This is a genomic window from Mesorhizobium sp. WSM2240 (genome assembly GCF_040438645.1).
Lineage (GTDB): Bacteria > Pseudomonadota > Alphaproteobacteria > Rhizobiales > Rhizobiaceae > Allomesorhizobium.
The window spans coordinates 5,343,279-5,362,966 of record NZ_CP159253.1 but is presented as its reverse complement, the minus strand read 5'-3'; the positions used below and the strand labels follow the sequence as shown (position 1 = coordinate 5,362,966).

At 63.7% G+C, this 19,688-nt stretch carries 25 protein-coding genes; 20 read left to right on the top strand and 5 right to left on the bottom strand.

Annotation, left to right across the window (positions count from 1 at the left end; all coding sequences use genetic code 11):
• The first annotated feature begins 75 nt into the window (after positions 1–75).
• From ABVK50_RS26720 to ABVK50_RS26710, 3 genes are read left to right on the top strand one after another with little or no spacing between them, the layout of a single operon-like run.
• On the top strand, positions 76–708 hold the full coding sequence (locus ABVK50_RS26720) for a hypothetical protein (protein ID WP_353643709.1): 633 nt from the start codon (positions 76–78) through the stop codon (positions 706–708).
• Positions 701–1,096: a phage holin family protein gene (locus ABVK50_RS26715; protein ID WP_353643710.1), complete on the top strand. Its 396-nt coding sequence runs from the start codon at positions 701–703 to the stop codon at positions 1,094–1,096. Before ABVK50_RS26720 ends, ABVK50_RS26715 begins: the two co-directional genes overlap by 8 nt.
• Positions 1,093–2,010 (top strand): hypothetical protein, encoded by a 918-nt coding sequence (locus ABVK50_RS26710; protein WP_353643711.1) that lies wholly within the window; start codon positions 1,093–1,095, stop codon positions 2,008–2,010. The genes ABVK50_RS26715 and ABVK50_RS26710 overlap by 4 nt, the downstream gene beginning before the upstream one ends.
• A 116-nt stretch (positions 2,011–2,126) precedes the next feature.
• On the opposite strand, the gene ABVK50_RS26705 is transcribed toward ABVK50_RS26710, so the two are convergent.
• Positions 2,127–2,924: a BON domain-containing protein gene (locus ABVK50_RS26705; RefSeq protein ID WP_353643712.1), complete on the bottom strand. Its 798-nt coding sequence runs from the start codon at positions 2,922–2,924 to the stop codon at positions 2,127–2,129.
• Positions 2,925–3,139: 215 nt separating this feature from the next.
• On the opposite strand from ABVK50_RS26705, the gene ABVK50_RS26700 reads away from it, so the two are divergent.
• From ABVK50_RS26700 to ABVK50_RS26640, 13 genes are all read left to right on the top strand, one after another.
• On the top strand, positions 3,140–4,243 hold the full coding sequence (locus ABVK50_RS26700) for an inositol-3-phosphate synthase (RefSeq protein ID WP_353643713.1): 1,104 nt from the start codon (positions 3,140–3,142) through the stop codon (positions 4,241–4,243).
• Positions 4,240–4,839 carry a histidine phosphatase family protein gene (locus tag ABVK50_RS26695; RefSeq protein ID WP_353643714.1) on the top strand — a complete coding sequence of 200 codons (600 nt, stop codon included), beginning with the start codon at positions 4,240–4,242 and terminating at the stop codon, positions 4,837–4,839. The genes ABVK50_RS26700 and ABVK50_RS26695 overlap by 4 nt, the downstream gene beginning before the upstream one ends.
• A 22-nt stretch (positions 4,840–4,861) precedes the next feature.
• The gene (locus ABVK50_RS26690) at positions 4,862–5,965 is read left to right on the top strand and encodes a glycosyltransferase (RefSeq protein ID WP_353643715.1); all 1,104 of its coding nucleotides are present in this window, start codon (positions 4,862–4,864) and stop codon (positions 5,963–5,965) included.
• Position 5,966: 1 nt separating this feature from the next.
• The gene (locus tag ABVK50_RS26685; RefSeq protein ID WP_353643716.1) at positions 5,967–6,779 is read left to right on the top strand and encodes a nucleotidyltransferase family protein; all 813 of its coding nucleotides are present in this window, start codon (positions 5,967–5,969) and stop codon (positions 6,777–6,779) included.
• 5 nt (positions 6,780–6,784) lie between these two features.
• Positions 6,785–7,546: a TIGR04290 family methyltransferase gene (locus ABVK50_RS26680; protein ID WP_353643717.1), complete on the top strand. Its 762-nt coding sequence runs from the start codon at positions 6,785–6,787 to the stop codon at positions 7,544–7,546.
• The gene (locus tag ABVK50_RS26675) at positions 7,539–8,471 is read left to right on the top strand and encodes a beta-xylosidase (protein ID WP_353643718.1); all 933 of its coding nucleotides are present in this window, start codon (positions 7,539–7,541) and stop codon (positions 8,469–8,471) included. Before ABVK50_RS26680 ends, ABVK50_RS26675 begins: the two co-directional genes overlap by 8 nt.
• A 12-nt stretch (positions 8,472–8,483) precedes the next feature.
• Entirely contained in the window at positions 8,484–9,332 is an 849-nt protein-coding gene (locus tag ABVK50_RS26670) for a PIG-L family deacetylase (protein WP_353643719.1), read from the top strand.
• A complete protein-coding gene (locus ABVK50_RS26665; protein ID WP_353643720.1) occupies positions 9,329–10,393 on the top strand; it encodes a glycosyltransferase in 1,065 nt (354 codons plus the stop codon). Before ABVK50_RS26670 ends, ABVK50_RS26665 begins: the two co-directional genes overlap by 4 nt.
• A 5-nt stretch (positions 10,394–10,398) precedes the next feature.
• Positions 10,399–11,391: a GNAT family N-acetyltransferase gene (locus ABVK50_RS26660; RefSeq protein ID WP_353645798.1), complete on the top strand. Its 993-nt coding sequence runs from the start codon at positions 10,399–10,401 to the stop codon at positions 11,389–11,391.
• Positions 11,388–12,293 carry a class I SAM-dependent methyltransferase gene (locus ABVK50_RS26655; protein WP_353643721.1) on the top strand — a complete coding sequence of 302 codons (906 nt, stop codon included), beginning with the start codon at positions 11,388–11,390 and terminating at the stop codon, positions 12,291–12,293. Before ABVK50_RS26660 ends, ABVK50_RS26655 begins: the two co-directional genes overlap by 4 nt.
• A gap of 88 nt (positions 12,294–12,381) precedes the next feature.
• The gene (locus ABVK50_RS26650; RefSeq protein ID WP_040589477.1) at positions 12,382–12,612 is read left to right on the top strand and encodes a hypothetical protein; all 231 of its coding nucleotides are present in this window, start codon (positions 12,382–12,384) and stop codon (positions 12,610–12,612) included.
• A gap of 75 nt (positions 12,613–12,687) precedes the next feature.
• Positions 12,688–13,209 (top strand): hypothetical protein, encoded by a 522-nt coding sequence (locus ABVK50_RS26645; RefSeq protein ID WP_353643722.1) that lies wholly within the window; start codon positions 12,688–12,690, stop codon positions 13,207–13,209.
• Between the two features lie 9 nt (positions 13,210–13,218).
• Positions 13,219–13,665: a YetF domain-containing protein gene (locus tag ABVK50_RS26640; RefSeq protein WP_353643723.1), complete on the top strand. Its 447-nt coding sequence runs from the start codon at positions 13,219–13,221 to the stop codon at positions 13,663–13,665.
• A 38-nt stretch (positions 13,666–13,703) separates the two neighbouring features.
• Here the strand turns inward: ABVK50_RS26640 and ABVK50_RS26635 are convergent, their stop codons facing one another.
• Together ABVK50_RS26635 and ABVK50_RS26630 are read right to left on the bottom strand one after the other, a co-directional pair.
• Complete coding sequence (locus tag ABVK50_RS26635; protein ID WP_353643724.1) at positions 13,704–14,471, bottom strand: SDR family oxidoreductase; 768 nt, start codon at positions 14,469–14,471, stop codon at positions 13,704–13,706.
• Between the two features lie 154 nt (positions 14,472–14,625).
• Positions 14,626–15,222 carry a sigma-70 family RNA polymerase sigma factor gene (locus ABVK50_RS26630; RefSeq protein ID WP_353643725.1) on the bottom strand — a complete coding sequence of 199 codons (597 nt, stop codon included), beginning with the start codon at positions 15,220–15,222 and terminating at the stop codon, positions 14,626–14,628.
• Positions 15,223–15,389: 167 nt separating this feature from the next.
• Between ABVK50_RS26630 and ABVK50_RS26625 the strand changes: the two genes are divergently transcribed.
• Entirely contained in the window at positions 15,390–15,968 is a 579-nt protein-coding gene (locus tag ABVK50_RS26625) for a DNA-3-methyladenine glycosylase (protein ID WP_353643726.1), read from the top strand.
• Positions 15,969–16,096: 128 nt separating this feature from the next.
• Positions 16,097–16,282 (top strand): hypothetical protein, encoded by a 186-nt coding sequence (locus tag ABVK50_RS26620; RefSeq protein ID WP_353643727.1) that lies wholly within the window; start codon positions 16,097–16,099, stop codon positions 16,280–16,282.
• A 114-nt stretch (positions 16,283–16,396) separates the two neighbouring features.
• On the opposite strand, the gene ABVK50_RS26615 is transcribed toward ABVK50_RS26620, so the two are convergent.
• On the bottom strand, positions 16,397–16,618 hold the full coding sequence (locus ABVK50_RS26615; protein WP_353646981.1) for a hypothetical protein: 222 nt from the start codon (positions 16,616–16,618) through the stop codon (positions 16,397–16,399).
• A 128-nt stretch (positions 16,619–16,746) separates the two neighbouring features.
• On the opposite strand from ABVK50_RS26615, the gene ABVK50_RS26610 reads away from it, so the two are divergent.
• Entirely contained in the window at positions 16,747–18,456 is a 1,710-nt protein-coding gene (locus ABVK50_RS26610) for a cache domain-containing protein (RefSeq protein ID WP_353643729.1), read from the top strand.
• A gap of 359 nt (positions 18,457–18,815) precedes the next feature.
• Positions 18,816–19,091 carry a hypothetical protein gene (locus ABVK50_RS26605; RefSeq protein ID WP_353643730.1) on the top strand — a complete coding sequence of 92 codons (276 nt, stop codon included), beginning with the start codon at positions 18,816–18,818 and terminating at the stop codon, positions 19,089–19,091.
• Between the two features lie 249 nt (positions 19,092–19,340).
• On the opposite strand, the gene ABVK50_RS26600 is transcribed toward ABVK50_RS26605, so the two are convergent.
• Positions 19,341–19,589 (bottom strand): hypothetical protein, encoded by a 249-nt coding sequence (locus ABVK50_RS26600; protein WP_353643731.1) that lies wholly within the window; start codon positions 19,587–19,589, stop codon positions 19,341–19,343.
• Positions 19,590–19,688: the final 99 nt, after the last annotated feature.

The window sequence follows — 19,688 nt, the reverse complement described above, 5'->3', positions numbered from 1 at the left end:
CATTTATCTCATCGGCCTCATTGTCGTCGTGCTGGCCATCCTTTCGTTTCTCGGATTCTCGTGAGGAGAGCAGCCATGCCAACCAACGATCCAGACCGCCGTCAGCAACAGGCTGACATGAACGTCGGCAGCGCGCAGGATACAATCAGACGTGAAGCGCAATCGGCCAGAGAGGCGCTGCACGATGCACGCGACGAGGTTACCCGGAAGGCCGGCGAATACGCCTCCGAGGCCAAGGCCGCGGCAACGGAGCAGGCGGAAGCCGCCCAACAGGACGTCAGCGCCAGTCTTGCCGCCTTCGGCGGCGCATTGCGGGCGGCAGGCGACCATCTGGCCGGAAGCGATCAGCGCGCCGCCTCGCAGTTCATGCTGCAGGCGGCGAACGGCATCGAACGCTTCGCCGGCTCTTTGAAGAACAAGCCCTTCGCCGATGTCATCGAGGACGTGCGAACTTTTGGCCGTGAAAATTCCGGCGCGCTCATCGCCGGATCGCTTCTTGCCGGACTGGCGCTCGGCCGGTTCGTGAAGAGCAGCATGCCTGCGTCCGCCGATTCTAAGCAGCCACAACGACGGGCTGGCGGCGACGAGCCGTGGACCGCCGATGAATTCGGTCCGACGGCTGGAAGCGGCCAGCAAATGCAGCAGAGTACCGGCGAAGCACAGCAACCATATGGCGGAACCGAAACCCGGAGCAGCGGCTATGAATGAGCATCAGGACAGCCGCAGCGTCACGACGCTGCTCAGCGATCTTGCGCAACAGGTGACAACGCTTCTGCAGACCGAAGCGAGACTGCTGCGCGCGGAAATGTCGGAGAAAGTCAGCAACGTTGGCAGCGGCGCGGTCGAAATCCTCGGCGGCGCCGTTTGCCTGCTCGCCGCGCTGATCGTTCTCCTGCAGGCGCTGGTGATCGCGCTCGCCAATGCCGGCCTCGGCGCCGGTTGGTCGTCGCTGGCCGTCGGCGTGGTGGTCGCGGTGATCGGCGTCATCCTACTTCGCACCGGCAGAGCCAATCTGTCACCATCGGAACTTAACCCTGATCGGACCGAGGAGCAGCTCAAGCGCGACGTCCGGGTGGTCAAGGAGCAATTGAAATGATGGACAAATCCGCAGCCGAACTGGAACGCGAGGCGGAAGCCGCGCGGGCAAGAGTGGCCAATACCGCCGAAACGCTCAGAAGCAAGATGACGCCCGGCCAGATGATCGACGAAATAACCGGCATGTTCGCGGGCGGCGACGGCTCGGCCGCGCTCAACAATCTGAAGGCGCAGGTACGCGACAACCCGCTGCCGCTGACCCTTGTCGGCGCAGGCCTGGCCTGGCTGATGTTTGGGCAGGGCGCGTCCTCCTCGCGGCACGCCGAGGCCCGCTACGGCATGGGCGAGTATGGCGCGCGCGAGGGCTGGAACGGCGACTACCCATCAAGCGATGCGGATCTGGGCGATTACAGCTCGGCGGGACGCGGCGGCGGTTCGATCGCCGACAAGGCTGCCGGCGCGGCCAGTTCCGCCATGGAAATGGCTAGCGAAGCCGCCGGCTCGGTCGGACAGACGCTCGCAGGCGCCGGAGAAAGCATAGCCGGGAGCGCCCGCGGCGTTGCTGGCGGCGCCCGGAGCTTCGCCGACAGGTCGCGTGGCATGGGCGCGCAGGCCCGCCATGCGGCGGAAGACATGTTCGAGCGCGAGCCGCTGGTGCTTGCTGCACTTGGCCTGACGCTTGGAACCGCGATCGGCGCCATGCTGCCGCATACGCGCCTGGAGGACGAGACGCTCGGCAAATACGGCAGGAAGCTGCGCCATGCTGGCGAGGACCTGTACGAGAAAGGCATGGACGAGGCCAAGGACGTCGCCGCTGAAGCCTATGGTGCGGCCCAGAAAGAGGCCGACCGGCAGGGGCTGACCGGAGACGACAAGACCACGGTGGCCGACCGGGTCGGCGAGGTATTCAAATCCGCGGCTGAACGAACCGAAGAAACCGTCCGAGACAAGATGGGTTCGCAACAGGAACGCTGAGGCAGCGATAGTTCTGGGGCTATTTTCGGCGGTCAGCGATCGTTTGATGCAGACCAGAGCAGGCGGCAAAACCCTCCTCCGCAACCGGAGGAGGGTTTTGATTGCCGGACCTGAGCTCAGCGCACCGGCATTGTCGCGGCGCCGGGGGTGTATTGCTCGCTCTGTCTCACCCGGATGTTGTTCTGGACATGCGAGACGCCCGAAACTGCTTCCGCCAAATCCTCGGCGCGACGCTTGTCGATGCGGCTGTTGACGGTGCCGGAAAGCGTAACCTCGCGATCGTTCACATCGACCTCTATCTCGGTGGCGTCGAGGCTGCCGTCATCGGTCAGGCGGTCGTTGACATCTTCCTTGATGCGGTCGTCAGAGCGCGTGTAGCCCTTCGGCCCGCGCCCGCGATACTGGTCCATCTCCCGGCGTCGTTCGGCTTCACGATCGCCGAACCAGGACGAGACCTCGTCGCTCGCCTTGTCCCAGAAATCCCGGCCGCCCCGTTCATAGCCACGCTCTTCGCCGCCGTAGAAGCGGCCGGGGGCGCCATAGCGCATCGGCCGTTCCCGGCCGCGGTAATCGAAATAGCGTTCCGGCCCGCCATACTCGGAATAGCGCTCCTGTCCGCCATAGCCGCCACCGCCGCGGTAGCCGCCCTGCCCACTCGAAAACCGCCCGCCGCCGCTGCTCCATTCGTCATAGCCTCCGCCCTGTGAGCCGCCGCGTGCATAATCGCTCTGGCCGTAGGTGCGGCTTCCCGAATAGCCGCCGCCGGAAAACTGCTCGCCGCGTTGCTGTCCGTAATCCTGACCGCCCATGCCCGGCCGGCGTCCTCGCTCGTAGGGGCCGCCATACCTCAGATCCTCGGTCTCGTATTCGTTGTCATATCCGCTTCCGCCGGACCTTCCTCTGCCGTTCGCCATTTTCTTCTCCTTTGATTAGCTCCGCCCGTTTCTAGAACGGAAACGCCATCGACATGTTCCGCGTCTCGCGACCCTGAGCGGAGGCTCAATCTGGGAGGAGCGGCTGCAGCTGGCATCCTCGCTTAGGACGGCTGCAGCGGCTCGGGAACAAACCGGCATCATCGCGGTTAGGCGGCCGGAGACCGTATTTCAGTCAGCCTACAGGCGGTATTTTCATGAAGTCCAAAAAGGTTCGGATTGGGGTTGTGGGAGTTGGAAACTGCGCTTCCTCGCTTCTGCAAGGCATTACCTACTATCGCAATTCGCAGAGCAACGAGCCCGTTCCGGGGCTGATGAATGTCGATCTCGGCGGCTATCATGTCGGCGATATCGAGCTTGCCTGCGCCTTCGACGTGGCGTCGACAAAGGTCGGCAGGGACGCGGCGGAAGCGATCTACGCGCCGCCCAACAACACCCACCGTTTCGCCGACGTAGCATTGACCGGGGTTCGGGTCGAACGAGGAAATACGCTCGACGGCATCGGCAAATATCTGGAGGACAAGATCGAGGAAGCCGATGAGCCGGTCGCCGACGTCACCGAAATCCTCGGGCGCAGCGAAACCGACGTGCTCGTCTCCTACCTGCCGGTCGGATCGCAGCGGGCGACCGAATGGTATGCCGAGCGGGCTCTGGAGGCCGGCTGCGCCTTCGTCAACTGCATCCCGGTGTTCATCGCGTCGCGTCCGGAATGGCGCCGGCGCTTCGAGAAGCGCGGTCTGCCGATCATTGGCGACGACATAAAAAGCCAGGTCGGCGCAACCATCGTCCATCGCATGCTCGCCAATCTGTTTCGCGAGCGCGGAGTGCGGGTCGATCGGACCTACCAACTGAATTTCGGCGGCAATACCGATTTCCTGAACATGCTGGAGCGCGAAAGGCTGGAATCGAAGAAGATCTCAAAGACGCAGGCCGTGACAAGCCAGATCGACATTCCGCTGGCCGCCGGCGACATCCATGTCGGGCCGAGCGATCACGTGCCGTGGCTGACGGACCGCAAATGGGCCTATATTAGGCTGGAAGGCACCACTTTCGGCGGGGTGCCGCTCAATGCCGAGCTGAAACTCGAAGTCTGGGATTCCCCCAATTCGGCAGGCGTCGTGATTGATGCGGTTCGCTGCGCCAAGCTGGCGCTGGACCGCGGCATCGCCGGCGCGCTCACTGGTCCGTCGAGCTATTTCATGAAGTCGCCGCCGCAGCAATTCACCGATGCGGAGGCGCGCGATCGCACATTGCGCTTCATCGCGGGCGAGGACGAGCTGCTGCTCGGCGCGGCGGAATGACCACCACCTTCTTCCTGGTCCGGCACGCCGCGCATGACAATGTAGGCGATTTCCTCGCCGGCCGGTCCAGCGGTGTCGTACTTGGCGAGACCGGCTTGGCGCAGGCCGCACGGCTTGCGCAGCGCATGCGCCGAGAGAAGTTCGATGCGATACACGCCAGCCCGCGCGAGCGCACGCGGGAAACCGCGATCGCAATCGCCGGCGCATGCGGGCTCGGCGAGATCCAGGCCAACCCCGCGCTTGATGAAATCGACTTCGGCGAATGGTCGGGCCGGACTTTTGACGAGTTGAACGACGATCCGGATTGGAAGCGGTGGAACGAGGACCGTAGCATCGCCAGGACACCGGGTGGTGAGACGATGCTCGACGTGCAGGGCCGCGTGCTTGGCTGCATGGAAGCACTGGCCAGACAGCATCGCGGCGGAGCCGTGGTGCTGGTCAGCCACGCCGACGTGATCAAGGCTGCTCTCTGCCACTACTTCGGCCTGCCGGTCCAGAGCTGCTTCCGCTTCGACGTTGCGCCGGCATCGATCACCGCCGTCGTCACCGGCGACTGGGGCGGCAAGGTGCTCGGGCTGAACGAGGTCGTGGCATGATCAATCAGAGGGAGCCGCGGACGTGAAGATCGTCATCTTCGGCCTGACCGTCAGTTCGTCCTGGGGCAACGGCCACGCCACCCTGTGGCGCGGGCTGATCGGCGCGCTGGCCCGTCGCGGCTGGTGGGTCACCTTCTTCGAACATGACGTTTCCTACTATGCCGGCGCGCGCGACCTCTATCACATCGACGGCGGACAACTGGTTTTCTACGCCGACTGGGGCGAAGTGCGGCAGAAGGCCGAGCGCGAGATCGCAGATGCCGATGTCGCGATCGTCACCTCCTACTGCCCCGACGCTATAGCGGCATCCGGCCTGGTGCTCGACGCGGCCTCGGCCCTGCGTGTCTTCTACGATCTCGATACGCCGGTGACGCTCTCGCATCTGAAGCAGGACGGCAGGGCCGAATATATCGGGCCGGACGGCCTCGGCGGATTCGATCTCGTCTTGAGCTACACGGGCGGCGCAGCGTTGACCGAACTCCAAACCGCACTCGGCGCGCGACGGACGGCGCCGCTCTATGGCCATGTGGATCCGAACCAGTATCGGCCGGCGGAGCCTCGGCCCGACTTTGCGGGTGACCTCTCTTATCTCGGCACCTATGCGGCTGACCGGCAGGCGGATGTCGAGCGGTACCTAGTGGCGCCCGCCAGATTGCGGCCGGACCAACGGTTCGTGATTGGCGGCGCACTCTATCCCCACGATTTTCCATGGACGGCGAACATTCACTTCGTCCGCCATCTGCCGCCACCCGACCACCCGGCCTTCTACGCCTCGTCGCGGCTGACGCTGAACGTCACGCGGGGCGCGATGGCCGAAATGGGCTGGTGCCCCTCCGGCCGCCTGTTCGAAGCGGCGGCCTGTGGCACGGCTATCGCCACCGATGTCTGGCAAGGTCTCGACGATTTCTTCGAACCCGGCCGCGAGGTGATCACGATGCGCGGTACGGAGGACGTGATCGCCGCGCTCGACCTGACTGATGCCGAACTGGCGCAGGTCGGACGAAACGCTCGCGAGCGGGTTCTTTCCGACCACACATCCGAGCGCCGCGCCCAGGAACTCGAAGCGATCCTGTCCGACGCCTTCGCGGCGCGCCGGCCGCCGCACCAGATCTCGGAGGTGGCGTGACATGCTGGGCATCGTGCCGGCCGCGGGACGTGGCAGCCGCATTCAGCCGCTGGGCTTCTCCAAGGAACTCCTGCCTGTCGGCAGCCGGGTCGAGGGGCTGGTCGAGCGGCCCTGCGCCGTCAGCGAGTATCTGGTCCAGCGAATGGTTGAGGGCGGAGCCGACAAGATCTGCTTCGTCATCGGACCGGGAAAATCCGACATCCTGGAATATTATGCCGGCGGCTATGGCGAAACCTCGGCGGTCTTCGTGGTGCAGCCCACACCCGCCGGCCTCTGCGATGCGATCTTCTGCGCCGCGCCCCTGGTGCATGATGACGAGCCGGTGCTGATCGGCCTGCCCGATACGGTCTGGTATCCAGCAGACGGATTTTGCGCGCTGCCCGACGACCGGCTAGCCTTCCTGCTGTTTCCGGTCGACCATCCGGAATTCTTCGATGCGGTTGTAGTGGGCGGGAACGACATGGTGCGCGAGATCCAGGTCAAGAAGCTCAATGCTGCATCCAACTGGGTCTGGGGTGCCTTCAAAATGCCAGGCCGTGTGCTCCACGAACTCAGAGCGCTGTGGCGCGCCCGCGACGGGCGCGACGAATATATCGGCACGCTGGTCAACGCCTGGCTGGCGCAAGGCGGCGAAGCGGTCGGCGTCAAGGTCGGCACAGCCTATGTCGATGTCGGCACGTTCAACGGCTACCGCGAAGCCATCAACCTGCTTAGCAAGGCCCGGGACGGGTGGTCTGCGGCCGTTCCGGCGGGCCGGGGTGGGAACGGCGGAGGCCGTGTCGGCTCGGCCGCGGTCTCTGCAATCAAGGGATAGCACCCATGCCGCTCTCCAGCATCGAAATCCGCCGACAGGTTGAAGCGCTCGGGCCCTGGTTCCACAATATCGACCTTGCCGGCGTGGCGACCGCGCCGGATCATTTCCTGGGCAACTATCCCTATGTGAAATGGCAGAAGTTCGCATCGGCCATCCCTACCGACCTCAGCGGCAAGAGCGTGCTCGACATCGGCTGCAATGCCGGCTTCTACTCGATCGAGATGAAGCAGCGGGGCGCCGACCGCGTGCTCGGCATAGACTTCGACGACGCCTATCTGGCCCAGGCCCGGTTTGCCGCCGAAGTCGCCGACATGGATATCGAGTTTCGCCGCCTGTCCGTCTACGATGTCGGTGCGCTCAGCGAGCGTTTTGACATCGTGCTGTTCATGGGCGTGCTCTACCATCTGCGCCACCCGCTTCTGGCGCTAGACCTTATCCGCGAGCACGTCGCGGGCGATCTGATGGTGTTCCAGTCCATGCAGCGCGGCAGCACGGAAGCCGCGGCGTTGGAGAAGAACTATCCGTTCTGGGACTACGAGCTCTTCAACGAGCCGGATTTCCCAAAGCTTCATTTCATCGAGCACCGCTATGCCGACGATCCCACCAATTGGTGGGTCCCCAACCGCGCCTGCGCCGAGGCGATGCTACGGAGCGCCGGCTTCGAAATCATCAGCCATCCCGAACAGGAGGTCTATCTGTGCCGGCTCGCCGAAAGGAACGGGGACGACGGCGCAGTCTATCCCGCGAAAGGAAGAGTGCATGATTGAAGCCGCCATGATCTGGAACGAACCCAACAACAAGTCGCACTGGGATCCGGAAGTCGATCCCGAATGGCTGCGCTTTTCAGAGATGGCAATGATGGCCGGCGACGCGATCGAAGCCGAAAATGCGGATGTCACCAGAGTGCTCGGCGGCATCTCGCCCATCGATCCGCTGTTCGTGCAGCGCATGCGGTCGCACGGCGTGCTGGACCATATCGACGCTATTGCGGTGCACGGTTTCCCGCTCGACTGGAACCTCTGGCAGATCGACGAATGGCCAGCCAAGCTCGACGAGATCCGGGCCGAGACCGATTTACCGATCTGGGTGAGCGAGGTCGGCATCTCGACTTTCGGTGCTGAGGAGGTGCAGCTCTGGGGCCTGAAGCGGACCGCCGAACTACTGATCGGCAAGGCGCCGCGGATACAATGGTACAGCCTCTACGACCTGCCAATGGCGTGGGGCGCGACGACACGGCACCGCGAGGCGGAGGGATCGTCCTATTACCGCCATTTCTATATGGGGCTGCTGCGCGAGGACGGCTCGCCCAAGCCGGCGGCAGAAGAATTCGCGCGGCACACCCCAGACCTCGGGGTGGCTCAATGGTTCCATTTCGAGGACCACCGACTCGATGAGGCTGTGCGCTGGATGAAGCGGCTCGGCATCACCTATCTGCGCACCGGCCTGTCATGGGCCGACAGCTTCCGCCCCAATGCTCTCGACTGGTTCGACCGCCAGATGGAGGCGCTCGCCGATTTCGACGTGACACTGACTTTCTGCTTCACGCCTGAACACCGCGGGATGATGCCGCATCACACCAGCGCACCGCTGGTTCCAGAGGAATTCGCTGAATTCTGCGCCTCGATGATACGCCGCTACGCCGGAAGCGCCCGTATCGCCGCCGCCGAGCCCATGCGGCTTCCGGCGGCATGAGGAGCGGCGGCGATGGAACGCGCCAGGGCGGCCGTGCATCCATCGCTGACCGCATTTGCGCAGCTGCTCTCTTCGGCTGAAAACTCAGGCGGCGATGCGCTTCTGGTCGTCGCGGCGCATCCCGACGACGAGACGGTTGGGCTTGGCGGCCAGCTTCGACGATTGAGGCGAGCAATGATCGCGCATGTGACCGACGGCGCGCCACGCGATCTCGCTGATGCGCGGGCGAACGGTTTTGACGATTGGCAGTCTTATGCCGATGCACGTCACAGGGAACTGCGAGCCGGTATGGCGATCGCCGGCATCGATCCCCTGGCCCTGGTTGCCATCGGCCTTCCGGACGAGCAGGTTGCATATGCGATGGCGTCGCTCGCCCGCCGCCTGGCCTGGCTTTTTGCCGCGCGCGAGATACGCCTCGTCTGCACGCATCCGTTCGAAGGCGGGCACCCCGACCACGACGCGACCGCCTTTGCGGTCGATGCCGCCTGCCGGCTGATGCGGCGGGAGGGGTGCATTGCTCCGCAGATTATCGAATTCGCCTGCTATCATGCCGGCCCGAACGGACCCATATTCCAGAACTTTGCCGCCGAGCCAGCAGCGCCAAGTTTGGAAATCCTCCTCGATGAAGAGTCACTAGCAGCGAAGCGGCGCATGCTCGCCTGCCACGTCACCCAGCGCCGCACGCTTGCGCCCTTCACGGCAAGCGTCGAGCGCTTCCGCGCGGCGCCGCATTACAATTTTCGCAAGCTGCCGAATGGCGGTCGCCTCTTCTACGAAACCTTGCCCGTGGGATTCCGCGGCAAGGACTGGCCGGAACTGGTCCATCGCACCGTTCGCGAGTTGGGCCTGGAGGAGACATGACGCTAACCGTGCTAAACGTCGCCTATCCGCTCGCGCCGGTCAGCCAGGACGCCGTCGGCGGCGCCGAGCAGGTGCTGGTCGCGCTGGACAAGGCGCTTGTCGAAGCCGGCCACCGCTCGATCGTTCTGGCCTGCGAGGGATCGAGCGTAGCCGGCACGCTGTTTGCCGTACCGGCTGAAAGCGGCGTGCTGGATGAGGCAGCCAAGCAACGCGCCCATGTCCGCCACCGCAAGGCGATGACAGCGGTGCGGCGACGGTGGCCGATCGATCTCGTGCACCTGCACGGCATCGATTTCCATGACTACCTGCCGGAAGATGGCCCGACGCTGGTGACGCTCCACTTGCCGCTGGGCTGGTATCCGCCGGGGGCCCTCAGCCCGGCGAGGGACGATCTCTGGATGCATCCTGTTTCGGAATCGCAGCAGGCCAGTGCGCCGGCCGCCGCAAAACTCAAGCCGCCTATCCCGAACGGCGTCGATATCGAGGCGCTTGACCGCCGCCACGCGCGTCGTGAGTTCGCGCTCGTTCTTGGCCGCATATGCCCGGAAAAGGGCGTGCATCTGGCGCTAGATGCGGCGCGCCTTGCCGAGTTGCCGCTGATCGTCGGCGGCCAGGTCTACCGCTACCAATGGCACGAGCGCTATTTCTCGGAAGAGATCCTGCCCCGCCTCGACCGGCGGTGCCGCTTCCTCGGCCCGCTCGGCTTCCGGCGCAAGCGCCGCTTTCTCAATGCCGCCCGCTGCCTGGTGGTGCCGAGTCTCGCCGCAGAGACGAGTTCGCTGGTGGCGATGGAGGCTCTGGCCTGCGGAACTCCGGTCGTGGCCTTCCCGAACGGTGCGCTGCCCGACGTGATCGAGCATGGCCGCACCGGTTTCCTTGTCAACGACGTCGCCGAAATGGCCGACGCGATGATCGCAGCAAGAACCCTCGATCCCGAAGAATGCAAGGCTGCGGCGCGCAGACGCTTTTCGCTCGACCGCATGGCCGCCACCTATCTGGACGTTTACAAAGCCCTGGCCGCGACGGGCCGCAAGGAGGCGGTCCCGGCGGCCGCAATGTGAGCGCGATGCCGCTCCGGGCCGAGATCATCACCGACGGCAAGGCGTTCGAAGCGCTTGCGCCGCAGTGGTGGGAGCTATGGCGGAGTTGCCCTTCTGCCACGCCCTTTCAGACACCGGCCTGGCTGCTGCCCTGGTGGCGGCATTTCGCGCCGGGCAGGCTCGCGGCGATCGCCGTGTGGCGGGACGGCCGCCTTGTCGGCCTCGCCCCCTTCTACCTCGAAGACGGCAAAGAGACGCGTCTGCTGCCGGTCGGCATCGCGCTTTCGGATTATCTCGATTTGCTGATCGAACCGGGGATGGAGAACGAGGCGGCAGTGCTGATCTTCAAGGCGGGGTTAAACCTCAGCTGGAACCGATGGGAATTCGAGGAGCTTCGTCCCGAAGCGCTTGCCGCCAGCCTTGCCTGCCCGGAGACATTGGCCAACGCGGCGGACGAGCAAAGCGCCTGCCCCGTGGTTGTCCTCGAAGGCGGGACCGACCTAACCGGCTGCGTGCCGGCGCGACGGCGCAGACAGCTCCGGCGGGCCCATGCCGCCACGGCCAAACGCTGGTCAGTGTCTATCGAAGCGGCATCCGGCGACACCGATGGGTTTCTTGATCGTCTGTTCCGGCTGCATGGCGCGCGTTGGGCAAAGCGTGGCGAGGCCGGTGTCGTCCGAGACAGGCCCGTCCAGGATTTCCACCGCACGGCACTGGCGGCGCTGAGCGATGCGAGCCTGGCGCGCTGTTACCAAATCCGGATAGGCGGAAGCATTGCCGGAGCCTATTACGGCATGTGCGACGGCAGGCGCGCCTATGCCTATCTGGGCGGCTTCGATCCAGCCTTCAGCGAAGAAAGTCCCGGTTCAATCCTGACCGGCCACGCCATCGCCGAGACGATCCGCGAAGGAGCGAAGGAGTTCCATTTCCTGCGCGGCCGCGAAGCCTACAAATACAGCTGGGGCGCGACCGATCGCTGGAACCGGCGGCGCACGTTCCGGAGGGTTTCGCCGCCGTGACCGCCCGCAGCCCGCCGGCAACGCTGGTCACGGTGCTGCGCGTCTGCGCCGACGCGTCGCTACCTGAGAATGTCGCGCTGATGCGGCTGGTCATGGTGACCGAGAGCGCGGACGACCTCGACCGGCATCTCGCGCTCGCAATCCCGGCTCTCAATCGGAAATCGGCGGCCCGTCTGCGCAAGCTTGCCGGTCTCGCCCGCCGCCACCCGGAAGCCTGGCGCAAATTGCATGTGGCCGCCGCCGCCGTGTCGCATGAGGCCGCCGCGGATAAACCTGCCGACAAAGCCATCGCGGATATTGCCGCATCGTTCGACCGGGCGGCAAAACTATCGCCGGAGGCGAGCGTCGCGCTCTATTCGCTCGGCGATCCCGAGCGGCTGGCTGCCGCAACCGCTGAAATCGTGGCTTGGTTGCGCGAAAAGAGGTTGCTGGGATCAGACAAAACCGTCCTCGATATAGGCTGCGGTATCGGCCGGCTTGAAGCCGTGCTCGCCGCCGAAGTCGGCCCCATCGTCGGAACGGATGTTTCCGCGGAGATGATCAGGATCGCGCAAGAGCGATGCGCGAGATGCAGCAATGTCGAGTTCCGACTCACCTCAGGCATGCATTTGGCTGAGTTCGCCGATGCGAGCTTCGACTGCGTGCTGGCGGTCGATGCGTTTCCGTACCTGGTTGCGGCGGGCGACGATTTGGCCGAACGCCATTTCACTGAAGTGGGGCGGGTGCTGAAGCCCGGCGGTGAGCTTGTTATCCTCAACTACTCGTACGAGGGTTCGCTTGAGCAGGCCCGGACCGATGTCCAACGACTAGGACATGCCGCTGAACTGGAAAGTGTCTTGGCCGGCGTGCGGCCGTTCCGCCACTGGGACGGAGCGGCGTTCAGGCTGGTCAAGACCAGATAAACCGCCTTTCAAACGCTATCGTTTCAGCCCCGGGAACTTATTGGGTAGCGGAATTGTTGATGTTGCGGTTTGCACGGAGGGAAGAGACGTGCCGCCGAAATCGATGGACGCCGTTCTGAAGCACTTGCCGCTCAGGATCGGCGCATATGTGCCTGACGATCTCCTCGAAGACTGGTTTGCACCCGGAACCGGCATGAAGCCCGCGAGCGATCAGGCGCTGAGCGCAGCCAAGGCCTATGGCTGGCGCTTCGAATGCGAGTTCAAATACTACCCGGAGCGCATGGAGGGGGTGTTCTGGAAATGGGTGCCGGCGATCTGAGCCGGCAGCCGCCCGCCTTCACGCCCGGAACCAACCAGCGACATCTTTGTTTCTGGATGTGCAAGGGAGCGCAAGTTGAACAAGGCCGAAACCTCTCAATCCCCCATCCCCATCAGAGACGACGGACTGCAACTTGAAGAACAACGCGGTTTCCAGGAGCGGTTCTGGACCGTCGAACGCTGGGCGTGGATGATTTTCGGCCTGATCCTCCTCCTCGCACTTGCAGGCTTGGGCGGCGGCGGCGGCTTCCTGGCTCATACCAAGGCCGAGATGGAAGCCGGAGAGGTCGAATATCCGCGCATTGCCCGATGGGAATCGTCGGACGAAGTGACCGTAACCTTCGGCCAGCCAGGCGAAGAGCATAGGCTAACGCTCTCGCCGCAATTTTCGCAATTCTTCCAGATCGAAGACATCCAGCCGCTGCCGGAGCGGTCGCTGGCAACACCCGCCGGCGAGGTCATGGTGTTCCGGTCGGACAACCGCGCGCCAGCGAAGGTCGTCCTGCACATGCGGTCTCAGAGGCCAGGCATCGCTCGCTACGATATTTCGCTCGATGGCGGCAGTCCGGTCAACGTGACCACAGTCGTTCTGCCGTAGGAGAGGGCTATGGAATCGGTTCTACGCGGCATAGCGATCTATGCGATCCTGCTCGTCATCTTGCGGCTCTCGGGCCGCAGGACGCTCGCGCAGATGACGGCCTTCGACTTCGTGCTCTTGCTGATCATCGCCGAGACGACGCAGCAGGCTTTGCTCGGCGACGATTTTTCGATCGCAAATGCCGTGCTGCTGATCCTGACCCTGTTCGTGACCGACATCCTGCTCTCCTACGTCAAGGCATGGGTGCCAAGCGCCGCCAAATGGATCGACGGGACACCAACAGTGCTAATCAGCCTTGGCAAGCCCGACCAGCGCGCCATGCAGCGCGCGCGGGTCGCGCTCGACGACGTACTGGACGCCGCCCGCGAGCAGCATGGGCTGGAACGGCTGGACCAGATCAAGTTCGCCGTTCTCGAGGTCGGCGGCCACCTAAGCATAATTCCCACCGAAAAGTGACGACCTCGCCGCGCTTCCGGGCAGATCGGCAGCGCTGATCAAAGCGCGGTCGTGATCCCGCCATCTACATAGAGCGTATGCCCGTTGACGAAGGACGAAGCTGGCCCGGCGAGGAAGACCGCGGCGCCGACGAGTTCGTCGACATTCCCCCAGCGGCCGGCAGGCGTGCGCTTGGCCAGCCAGGCCGAAAATTCCGGATCGTCGACTAGCGCCTGATTGAGCGGCGTCTTGAAATAGCCCGGTGCGATCGCATTGATCTGCAGGCCGTATTTCGCCCAGTCCACGCACATGCCCCGCGTCAGGTTCCGGACTGCACCCTTGGTCGCCGTGTAGGGCGCGATGTTCGGGCGCGCCAGCTCGCTCTGCACGGATGCGATGTTGATGATCTTGCCCCGACGGCGCGGGATCATGTGTCGCGCCACGGCCTGGCCGACATGGAACACGCTTGAAATGTTGGTGCGCAGCAGCTCGTCCCATTTCTCCGCCGGAAAGTCCTCCAGCGGCGCGCGAAACTGCATCCCGGCATTGTTGACCAATATGTCGATGGGGCCGAGCTGCGCTTCGACATCGGCGACGCCTGCCGCAACCGCCGCCGCGTCGGTAACGTCGAACACGGCGCTGGCAGCCTTGTAGCCTTTGGTGGCGAGCGCATCGGCGGCTTCGCCGATCTTCGTTACGTTGCGGCCGTTCAGCACGACCTCGGCGCCGTGTCGCGCTAGACCCTCCGCCAGCGCCAAGCCTATGCCCTGGCTCGATCCCGTGATCAACGCTCGCGTGCCTGTCAGATCGAACAGCGATTCGCTCAAGAAAGCCTCCTCAACCGGCGTAAGAAACAGGACGACTCTCTCGCCCAACCCTTCTTAACCCGGTCGCGTGGAGATTATCGACAGCTGCCCGGCAAGACAGCCGGTTTTTATTGAGGTTGCACTGGCGCAATCCACTTGGCGTATGCCGGCAGGCTCAGACGACCGCCTCATCGGAACGGATGGCGGCCGCCGAGACGTCGGGCGTGATCACCGCGTCGTGCGGAGATGTTTCGCCAAGTGTCTCAAGCAGTCGGTTGCGCGCGCGGCTCAGGCGGCTCTTTATGGTTCCGATAGCACAGCCGCATATGTTTGCCGCGTCGTCGTAACTGGTGCCGAGGACGCCGATCAACACGATGACCTGACGCTGATCATCGGGCAGCGCTTCGATGGCGCGCGCCATCTCCTGACTGCGCAGCGACCACTCCTGGCTGGCCGCCGTGGCGGGCCGGCTCGAAGCGCAATCGAGCAGGCCTGGACCCTCGCGGTTCGCCATCTTGATGCGCGTGTAGAAGGTGTTGCGCATGATGGTGAAAAGCCAGGATTTCATGTTGGTGCCGGACTGGAAACGGCTGATGTTGGCGATGCCCTTCATCAGCGTTTCCTGGACGAGATCGTCGGCGTCGTTGGCGTCGCTGCAGAAGGTTCGGGCAAAAGCGCGCAATGCGGGGATGAGTGTCACAACCTCGCCCCGGTCTGCGCGCCGGCCGTCCCGTTGGGTTGTGGCCTCGGTTGGAATATCGGTATGACTCATGACCGATTCCTTTGAATTTCAGGATTGCTTAGGGGCAACTGGCGAACCAACGCAGGCGCGAAGAGGGGAGTTCCTATAAAGTACGGTTGCGGACAGTACTGGTTGCTGCCAAGGCCGAAGCAAAGCCCCGCCTCATCTGGAGCGCGCATCAGAAAGGACGTTTGCCGTTGGAACAAACATTGCCGAGGGAGGCCGCGACGCTCCCCACTGCCTTCTACGCCCGTGAAGCGGTTGCCGTCGCCCGCGACCTGATCGGCAAGCAACTCACCGTCGATGGCGTGGGCGGCACCATTGTCGAAACAGAGGCCTACAGTCCGGACGATCCCGCTTCGCACAGTTTCCGCGGCCTCAAGAACGCCAACGCCACGATGTTCGGGCCGCCGGCCCACGCCTATGTGTACCGGTCCTACGGCATGCACTGGTGCCTGAACTTCGTCTGCCTGCCCGCCAGCGCGGTTCTTATCAGAGCGATCCAGCCGATTTTCGGGATCGAGCAAATGCAGGAGCGGCGAGAAACCACGGAGTCACTGAAACTATGCTCGGGGCCGGGTCGGCTCTGCTCGGCTCTTGCGATCGACAAAAGCCATGACGGTCTTTCCCTGACCGCTCCGCCGTTCCGGATTTTCGATGCGCCGGCAATCACCGACCTCGCTATCGGAAGGAGGGTGGGCATCACCAAGGGGATCGAAACGCCCTGGCGCTTCGGCCTGGCCGGATCGCCCTTTCTGAGCCGTCGCTTTTCATGAACAGCGCCGGCCTCCCAAAAAAGTGTAGATGACGGTCGAAACTTCAGTCACGTTGGCAACAATCCGTTGAAATGGCGGTTCGGTTATCTGAGCATTGCCGGTCAAAGAACCGAGTCTAGGCTTGAGGCATGAAACCGAACGACGCCAATCAGTCGGACCGTCGGGAATCGACCCAAACGCACCGACTCGATCGCGAGATCAGGAATATTCTGGTTCAGATCGAAAACGAGCCGGTTCCGCAGAATCTGACCAGGCTTGCCCAACAATTGCAGGCCGCGCTGCAACGAAGGCGCGAGACCATGAACGGCGATTAGCCGGCCTGGGATCAATTGCCTTCGTAATGGATGAGCAGCAGCCCTATGGTGGATGCCAGCACAAGAAAGCTCACATCGACGACCGCCATTCCGATCGAGCCGGCCACGAGCGCGCTAGCGGTCGCCAACATCGCCACCTCGAAACTCGGAGTTGCTCTTTCCTTTGTCGGTCGTGCGGGATTGTTCCGGATTTCCGGCCGGCGCCGGCACCGGCTCGAAATCGGATGGGATTGTCCGGAAAATCTCGCTGCCGATCCGGTAGGCCGCCACGCCGATCAACCCGAGAAGCAACAGTCTCAACATCAAAATCGCTCCATCGCCCGCCTTGCGGATCAACGCCGATCCTTGCCCGGAGTTCCAGCGCCGGCGGGAGGCTCGATCCGGTCTTCATCCAATTTGCAGGCAGGTGGCATTCATGATTAGCTTGCCGCGTTGCGGGTGGGGCAACGAGGAGAAAGCACGGAGTGAGACTGAGCACGCTTTCATTGCGTCAGCGCCTGTATCTGCTGACAGCGGTGGCGCTGGCTCCCGCGCTGATAATCCTCCTGTACAACGAGGTCGTGACGAGCCGGGAACGCGAGGTCGAAGTGCATCGCACCGCTATGCGCGTCGGCGAACTGGCGTCGCTGGAGATTCAGCGGATCATCGATGGGTCGGAAGGCGTGCTGCGCACACTGGCCAACGCCCCTTCGATCCGCGATTTCGACGCCGCTCTTTGCGCCCCTTTCCTGGCAGATGTGAAGGCGCAATCGCCGCAGTTCACCTCGATCGCGGCAGTGGACGCAGAAGGAGTGGTCCGGTGCCGGCCGGATGCGCCGGCGACACCGGTGCGGGTAAATGAAAGCAGTTATTTCCGCGAAGTCATGGCGCATGGCGATTTCGTCGTCGGAACGTACGAGACGAGCAGAATCTCAGGTGAGCCGTCGCTGCCTCTCGCCGTCCCGATCCGTGATAGGGATGGGGCCTTCAAGGGAGTGATCGTCGCCGGTCTCAGCCTAGACTGGCTCAATAATGCGCTCGCCGAGCGCCAGTATCCCGAAAACGACGCCTTGACCTTGGCCGACCGCAACGGAGTGATTATCGCGCGCCACCCATTTCCCGAGCGGTTCGTGGGAACGCGCATACCCGAGTCTTACCTGCATCTCGTCACCGCGGAGGGGCCTGGAACGCTCGAGGTGATGAGCCAGGACGGCACGCGGCGGATTCTCGGCTACCGCCCCGTGACGGCGGCGCCCGATGGCGGCATCTATGTCAGCGCGGGCGTCTCCTATGACGCCGCCATGCTGCCCGTCTACCAGGCGACGCAACGCGGTGTCGTAATTGCCGGGCTGGGAGCCGTGATTGCATTCGCACTCGCCGCCCTGACCGGTAACCGTCTGGTGAGCAGGCCGGTGAATCGCATGTTAGCAACGATCGAGGCGTGGCGCGCCGGCGATACGGCATCGCGCACGGGCATGTCGCATGATAGCGGCGAGCTTTCGGAAGTTGGCGCGGCGATCGACGGCTTCATGGACGAAGTGGTGGAAGGCAGGTCGGCGCGCCAAAAAGCGGAAGAACATCGCGACATGCTGGCCAGGGAACTGGAGCACCGGATCAAGAACATACTGGCCACCGTCCAGGCGGTGGCAGCGCAAACATTCAGGGGCGAGGCATCGAGCAATGCGCTCGCTGTATTCAGCGGCCGCCTCAGCGCAATGGCCAGCGCCCACCAGCAGCTGATGGCCAGCAACTGGACGAGCGCCGATCTGAAGGAAACAGTCGTCAACACGCTGCAACCGTTCCGCAACGAACAGTTCGAGATCGAGGGCCCGCCGCTGCGCATCGGCGAGAAAGCGGCGCTGGCTTTTTCCATGGCGGTGCACGAACTGGCCACCAATGCGGCCAAATACGGCGCCCTGCAAAATACCGACGGCTGTGTGCGCATCAAATGGGCGGTGTCGGGCGACAGCCTCGCCTGGCAGTGGACGGAACATCAAGGCCCACCGGTTAAACGGCCCTCCCAGACAGGCTTCGGCACACGCATGATCGAGCGCATGCTTTCATCGGAGCTGGGGGCCAAGGTCGAACTCAGCTACCGGCGCTCCGGCGTCGAATGCCGTATCGAGGCGCCGGTCGCGAATCTCGTGGCGAAAGAAGGAGGCGAGCGCCGCAGGCCGGCTGTCGAGCCGGCCTGAGCAGAACCGCAATCAGCCGAGCGGGACCCCAAAATTCGAGAATTTCCTCCGGTTGTGCGGATCGTCCCTGAGCGTCGACGGCCGCATCGGGTCAGGCGGCGCTCGACCGGCCCGCCGACACAATGCTCTCATCCAAGTCTCCTCGTCGCGGTGCCAAGGCTGGTGCTCTAGCTGACCGCAGGCCAGATGGTTTGTTCCAGGGCAGATCGGGCCGCGTTCGGCGGCCCGATGCGTTTAAAGGAACAATCGCAAGGGCATATTGTTGGGAGTGCGGACGAGACGCGGCCGGCGTCTTCATCGACGATGCTCCTCCCAGCGCCGGTTGCGGCTCGCCGCTTGAACCGGAGCACGCCGCCTGGATGAGAACACGGCACAGCGCAGGTCAATCCGTCGATGTCGAAGCGGCGATCGAAGCGTTCTTCGCTGCGACAAAGGGCGGGCAATGGCCGGTGTCGGTGGCAGACGGTGTGCGCAGGGTGCGCGCCCATATAGGCCGGGCGGCGATTTCCGAGACCGAACTCGCGGATATGATCAAGCGCTACGCGGCCACGCACGGCCTGGAGATCAGCCCCGAACGCAAACAGGCAAAACCGCGCCGCCGCGTGCTCAAGACAAGCTGGAAGGATCATCCCTGAGCCGGCTAACCAGCGGTAGCCGCCCGCCCGTGCAAGTCGCTTTCGCGGTGGTCGAAAATGACCGAGCAACTCGACGCGACAGCGGCATCGGCCAGGAGCGCCACCAGTTCTTCGTCAGGCGTCGTCCGGTCTCCCGTCAAATGCCGAAGCGCTTCGAGCGCTTTGGATGTCGAGACCACCCGGCCAATTCTTGGATCGTCTTCGGAACTGGCGGCAAGCGCTGCGAGGATTCCAGCCTTTGGAACCCGGTCAGAGTTCATGTGGAACGCGGACCTCGCCGCGATCTGCCCCGTCGAACGAGACGGAAAGCCCGCGATGGATGGCGGCGGATGCGACCATATCCGCGAGTTCCCGGTCGGTAGACTGACATTTGGGTAGCAGCGTGCGAATGGCCCTGATGGCCATTGCGGTGGACAGGACCGGGGATTTACGCCGTGAAAGGACATAGGCTTCAGCGGCGTCCTGAGCCGACCGCACAGAGATTGAAACGAGACTCATTTCATACCTCCCTTTTTTGTCTGATCGTATTCAGGCAGCAGATAAATGTGGCAGGGGCGACGACACTTGTCGACGCCAAAACGGTGCTTCGTACGGTGG

Bases quoted from the DNA above. Each gene is read 5' to 3' on its own strand.
- ABVK50_RS26675 (WP_353643718.1), top strand. From the start codon at position 7,539: ATGATTGAAGCCGCCATGATCTGGAACGAACCCAACAACAAGTCGCAC.
- ABVK50_RS26660 (WP_353645798.1), top strand. From the start codon at position 10,399: ATGCCGCTCCGGGCCGAGATCATCACCGACGGCAAGGCGTTCGAAGCG.
- ABVK50_RS26685 (WP_353643716.1), top strand. From the start codon at position 5,967: ATGCTGGGCATCGTGCCGGCCGCGGGACGTGGCAGCCGCATTCAGCCG.
- ABVK50_RS26620 (WP_353643727.1), top strand. From the start codon at position 16,097: ATGAAACCGAACGACGCCAATCAGTCGGACCGTCGGGAATCGACCCAA.
- ABVK50_RS26720 (WP_353643709.1), top strand. From the start codon at position 76: ATGCCAACCAACGATCCAGACCGCCGTCAGCAACAGGCTGACATGAAC.
- ABVK50_RS26640 (WP_353643723.1), top strand. From the start codon at position 13,219: ATGGAATCGGTTCTACGCGGCATAGCGATCTATGCGATCCTGCTCGTC.
- ABVK50_RS26700 (WP_353643713.1), top strand. From the start codon at position 3,140: ATGAAGTCCAAAAAGGTTCGGATTGGGGTTGTGGGAGTTGGAAACTGC.
- ABVK50_RS26600 (WP_353643731.1), bottom strand. From the start codon at position 19,589: ATGAGTCTCGTTTCAATCTCTGTGCGGTCGGCTCAGGACGCCGCTGAA.
- ABVK50_RS26705 (WP_353643712.1), bottom strand. From the start codon at position 2,924: ATGGCGAACGGCAGAGGAAGGTCCGGCGGAAGCGGATATGACAACGAA.
- ABVK50_RS26695 (WP_353643714.1), top strand. From the start codon at position 4,240: ATGACCACCACCTTCTTCCTGGTCCGGCACGCCGCGCATGACAATGTA.
- ABVK50_RS26665 (WP_353643720.1), top strand. From the start codon at position 9,329: ATGACGCTAACCGTGCTAAACGTCGCCTATCCGCTCGCGCCGGTCAGC.
- ABVK50_RS26715 (WP_353643710.1), top strand. From the start codon at position 701: ATGAATGAGCATCAGGACAGCCGCAGCGTCACGACGCTGCTCAGCGAT.
- ABVK50_RS26630 (WP_353643725.1), bottom strand. From the start codon at position 15,222: ATGAGTCATACCGATATTCCAACCGAGGCCACAACCCAACGGGACGGC.
- ABVK50_RS26710 (WP_353643711.1), top strand. From the start codon at position 1,093: ATGATGGACAAATCCGCAGCCGAACTGGAACGCGAGGCGGAAGCCGCG.
- ABVK50_RS26680 (WP_353643717.1), top strand. From the start codon at position 6,785: ATGCCGCTCTCCAGCATCGAAATCCGCCGACAGGTTGAAGCGCTCGGG.
- ABVK50_RS26670 (WP_353643719.1), top strand. From the start codon at position 8,484: ATGGAACGCGCCAGGGCGGCCGTGCATCCATCGCTGACCGCATTTGCG.
- ABVK50_RS26605 (WP_353643730.1), top strand. From the start codon at position 18,816: ATGAGAACACGGCACAGCGCAGGTCAATCCGTCGATGTCGAAGCGGCG.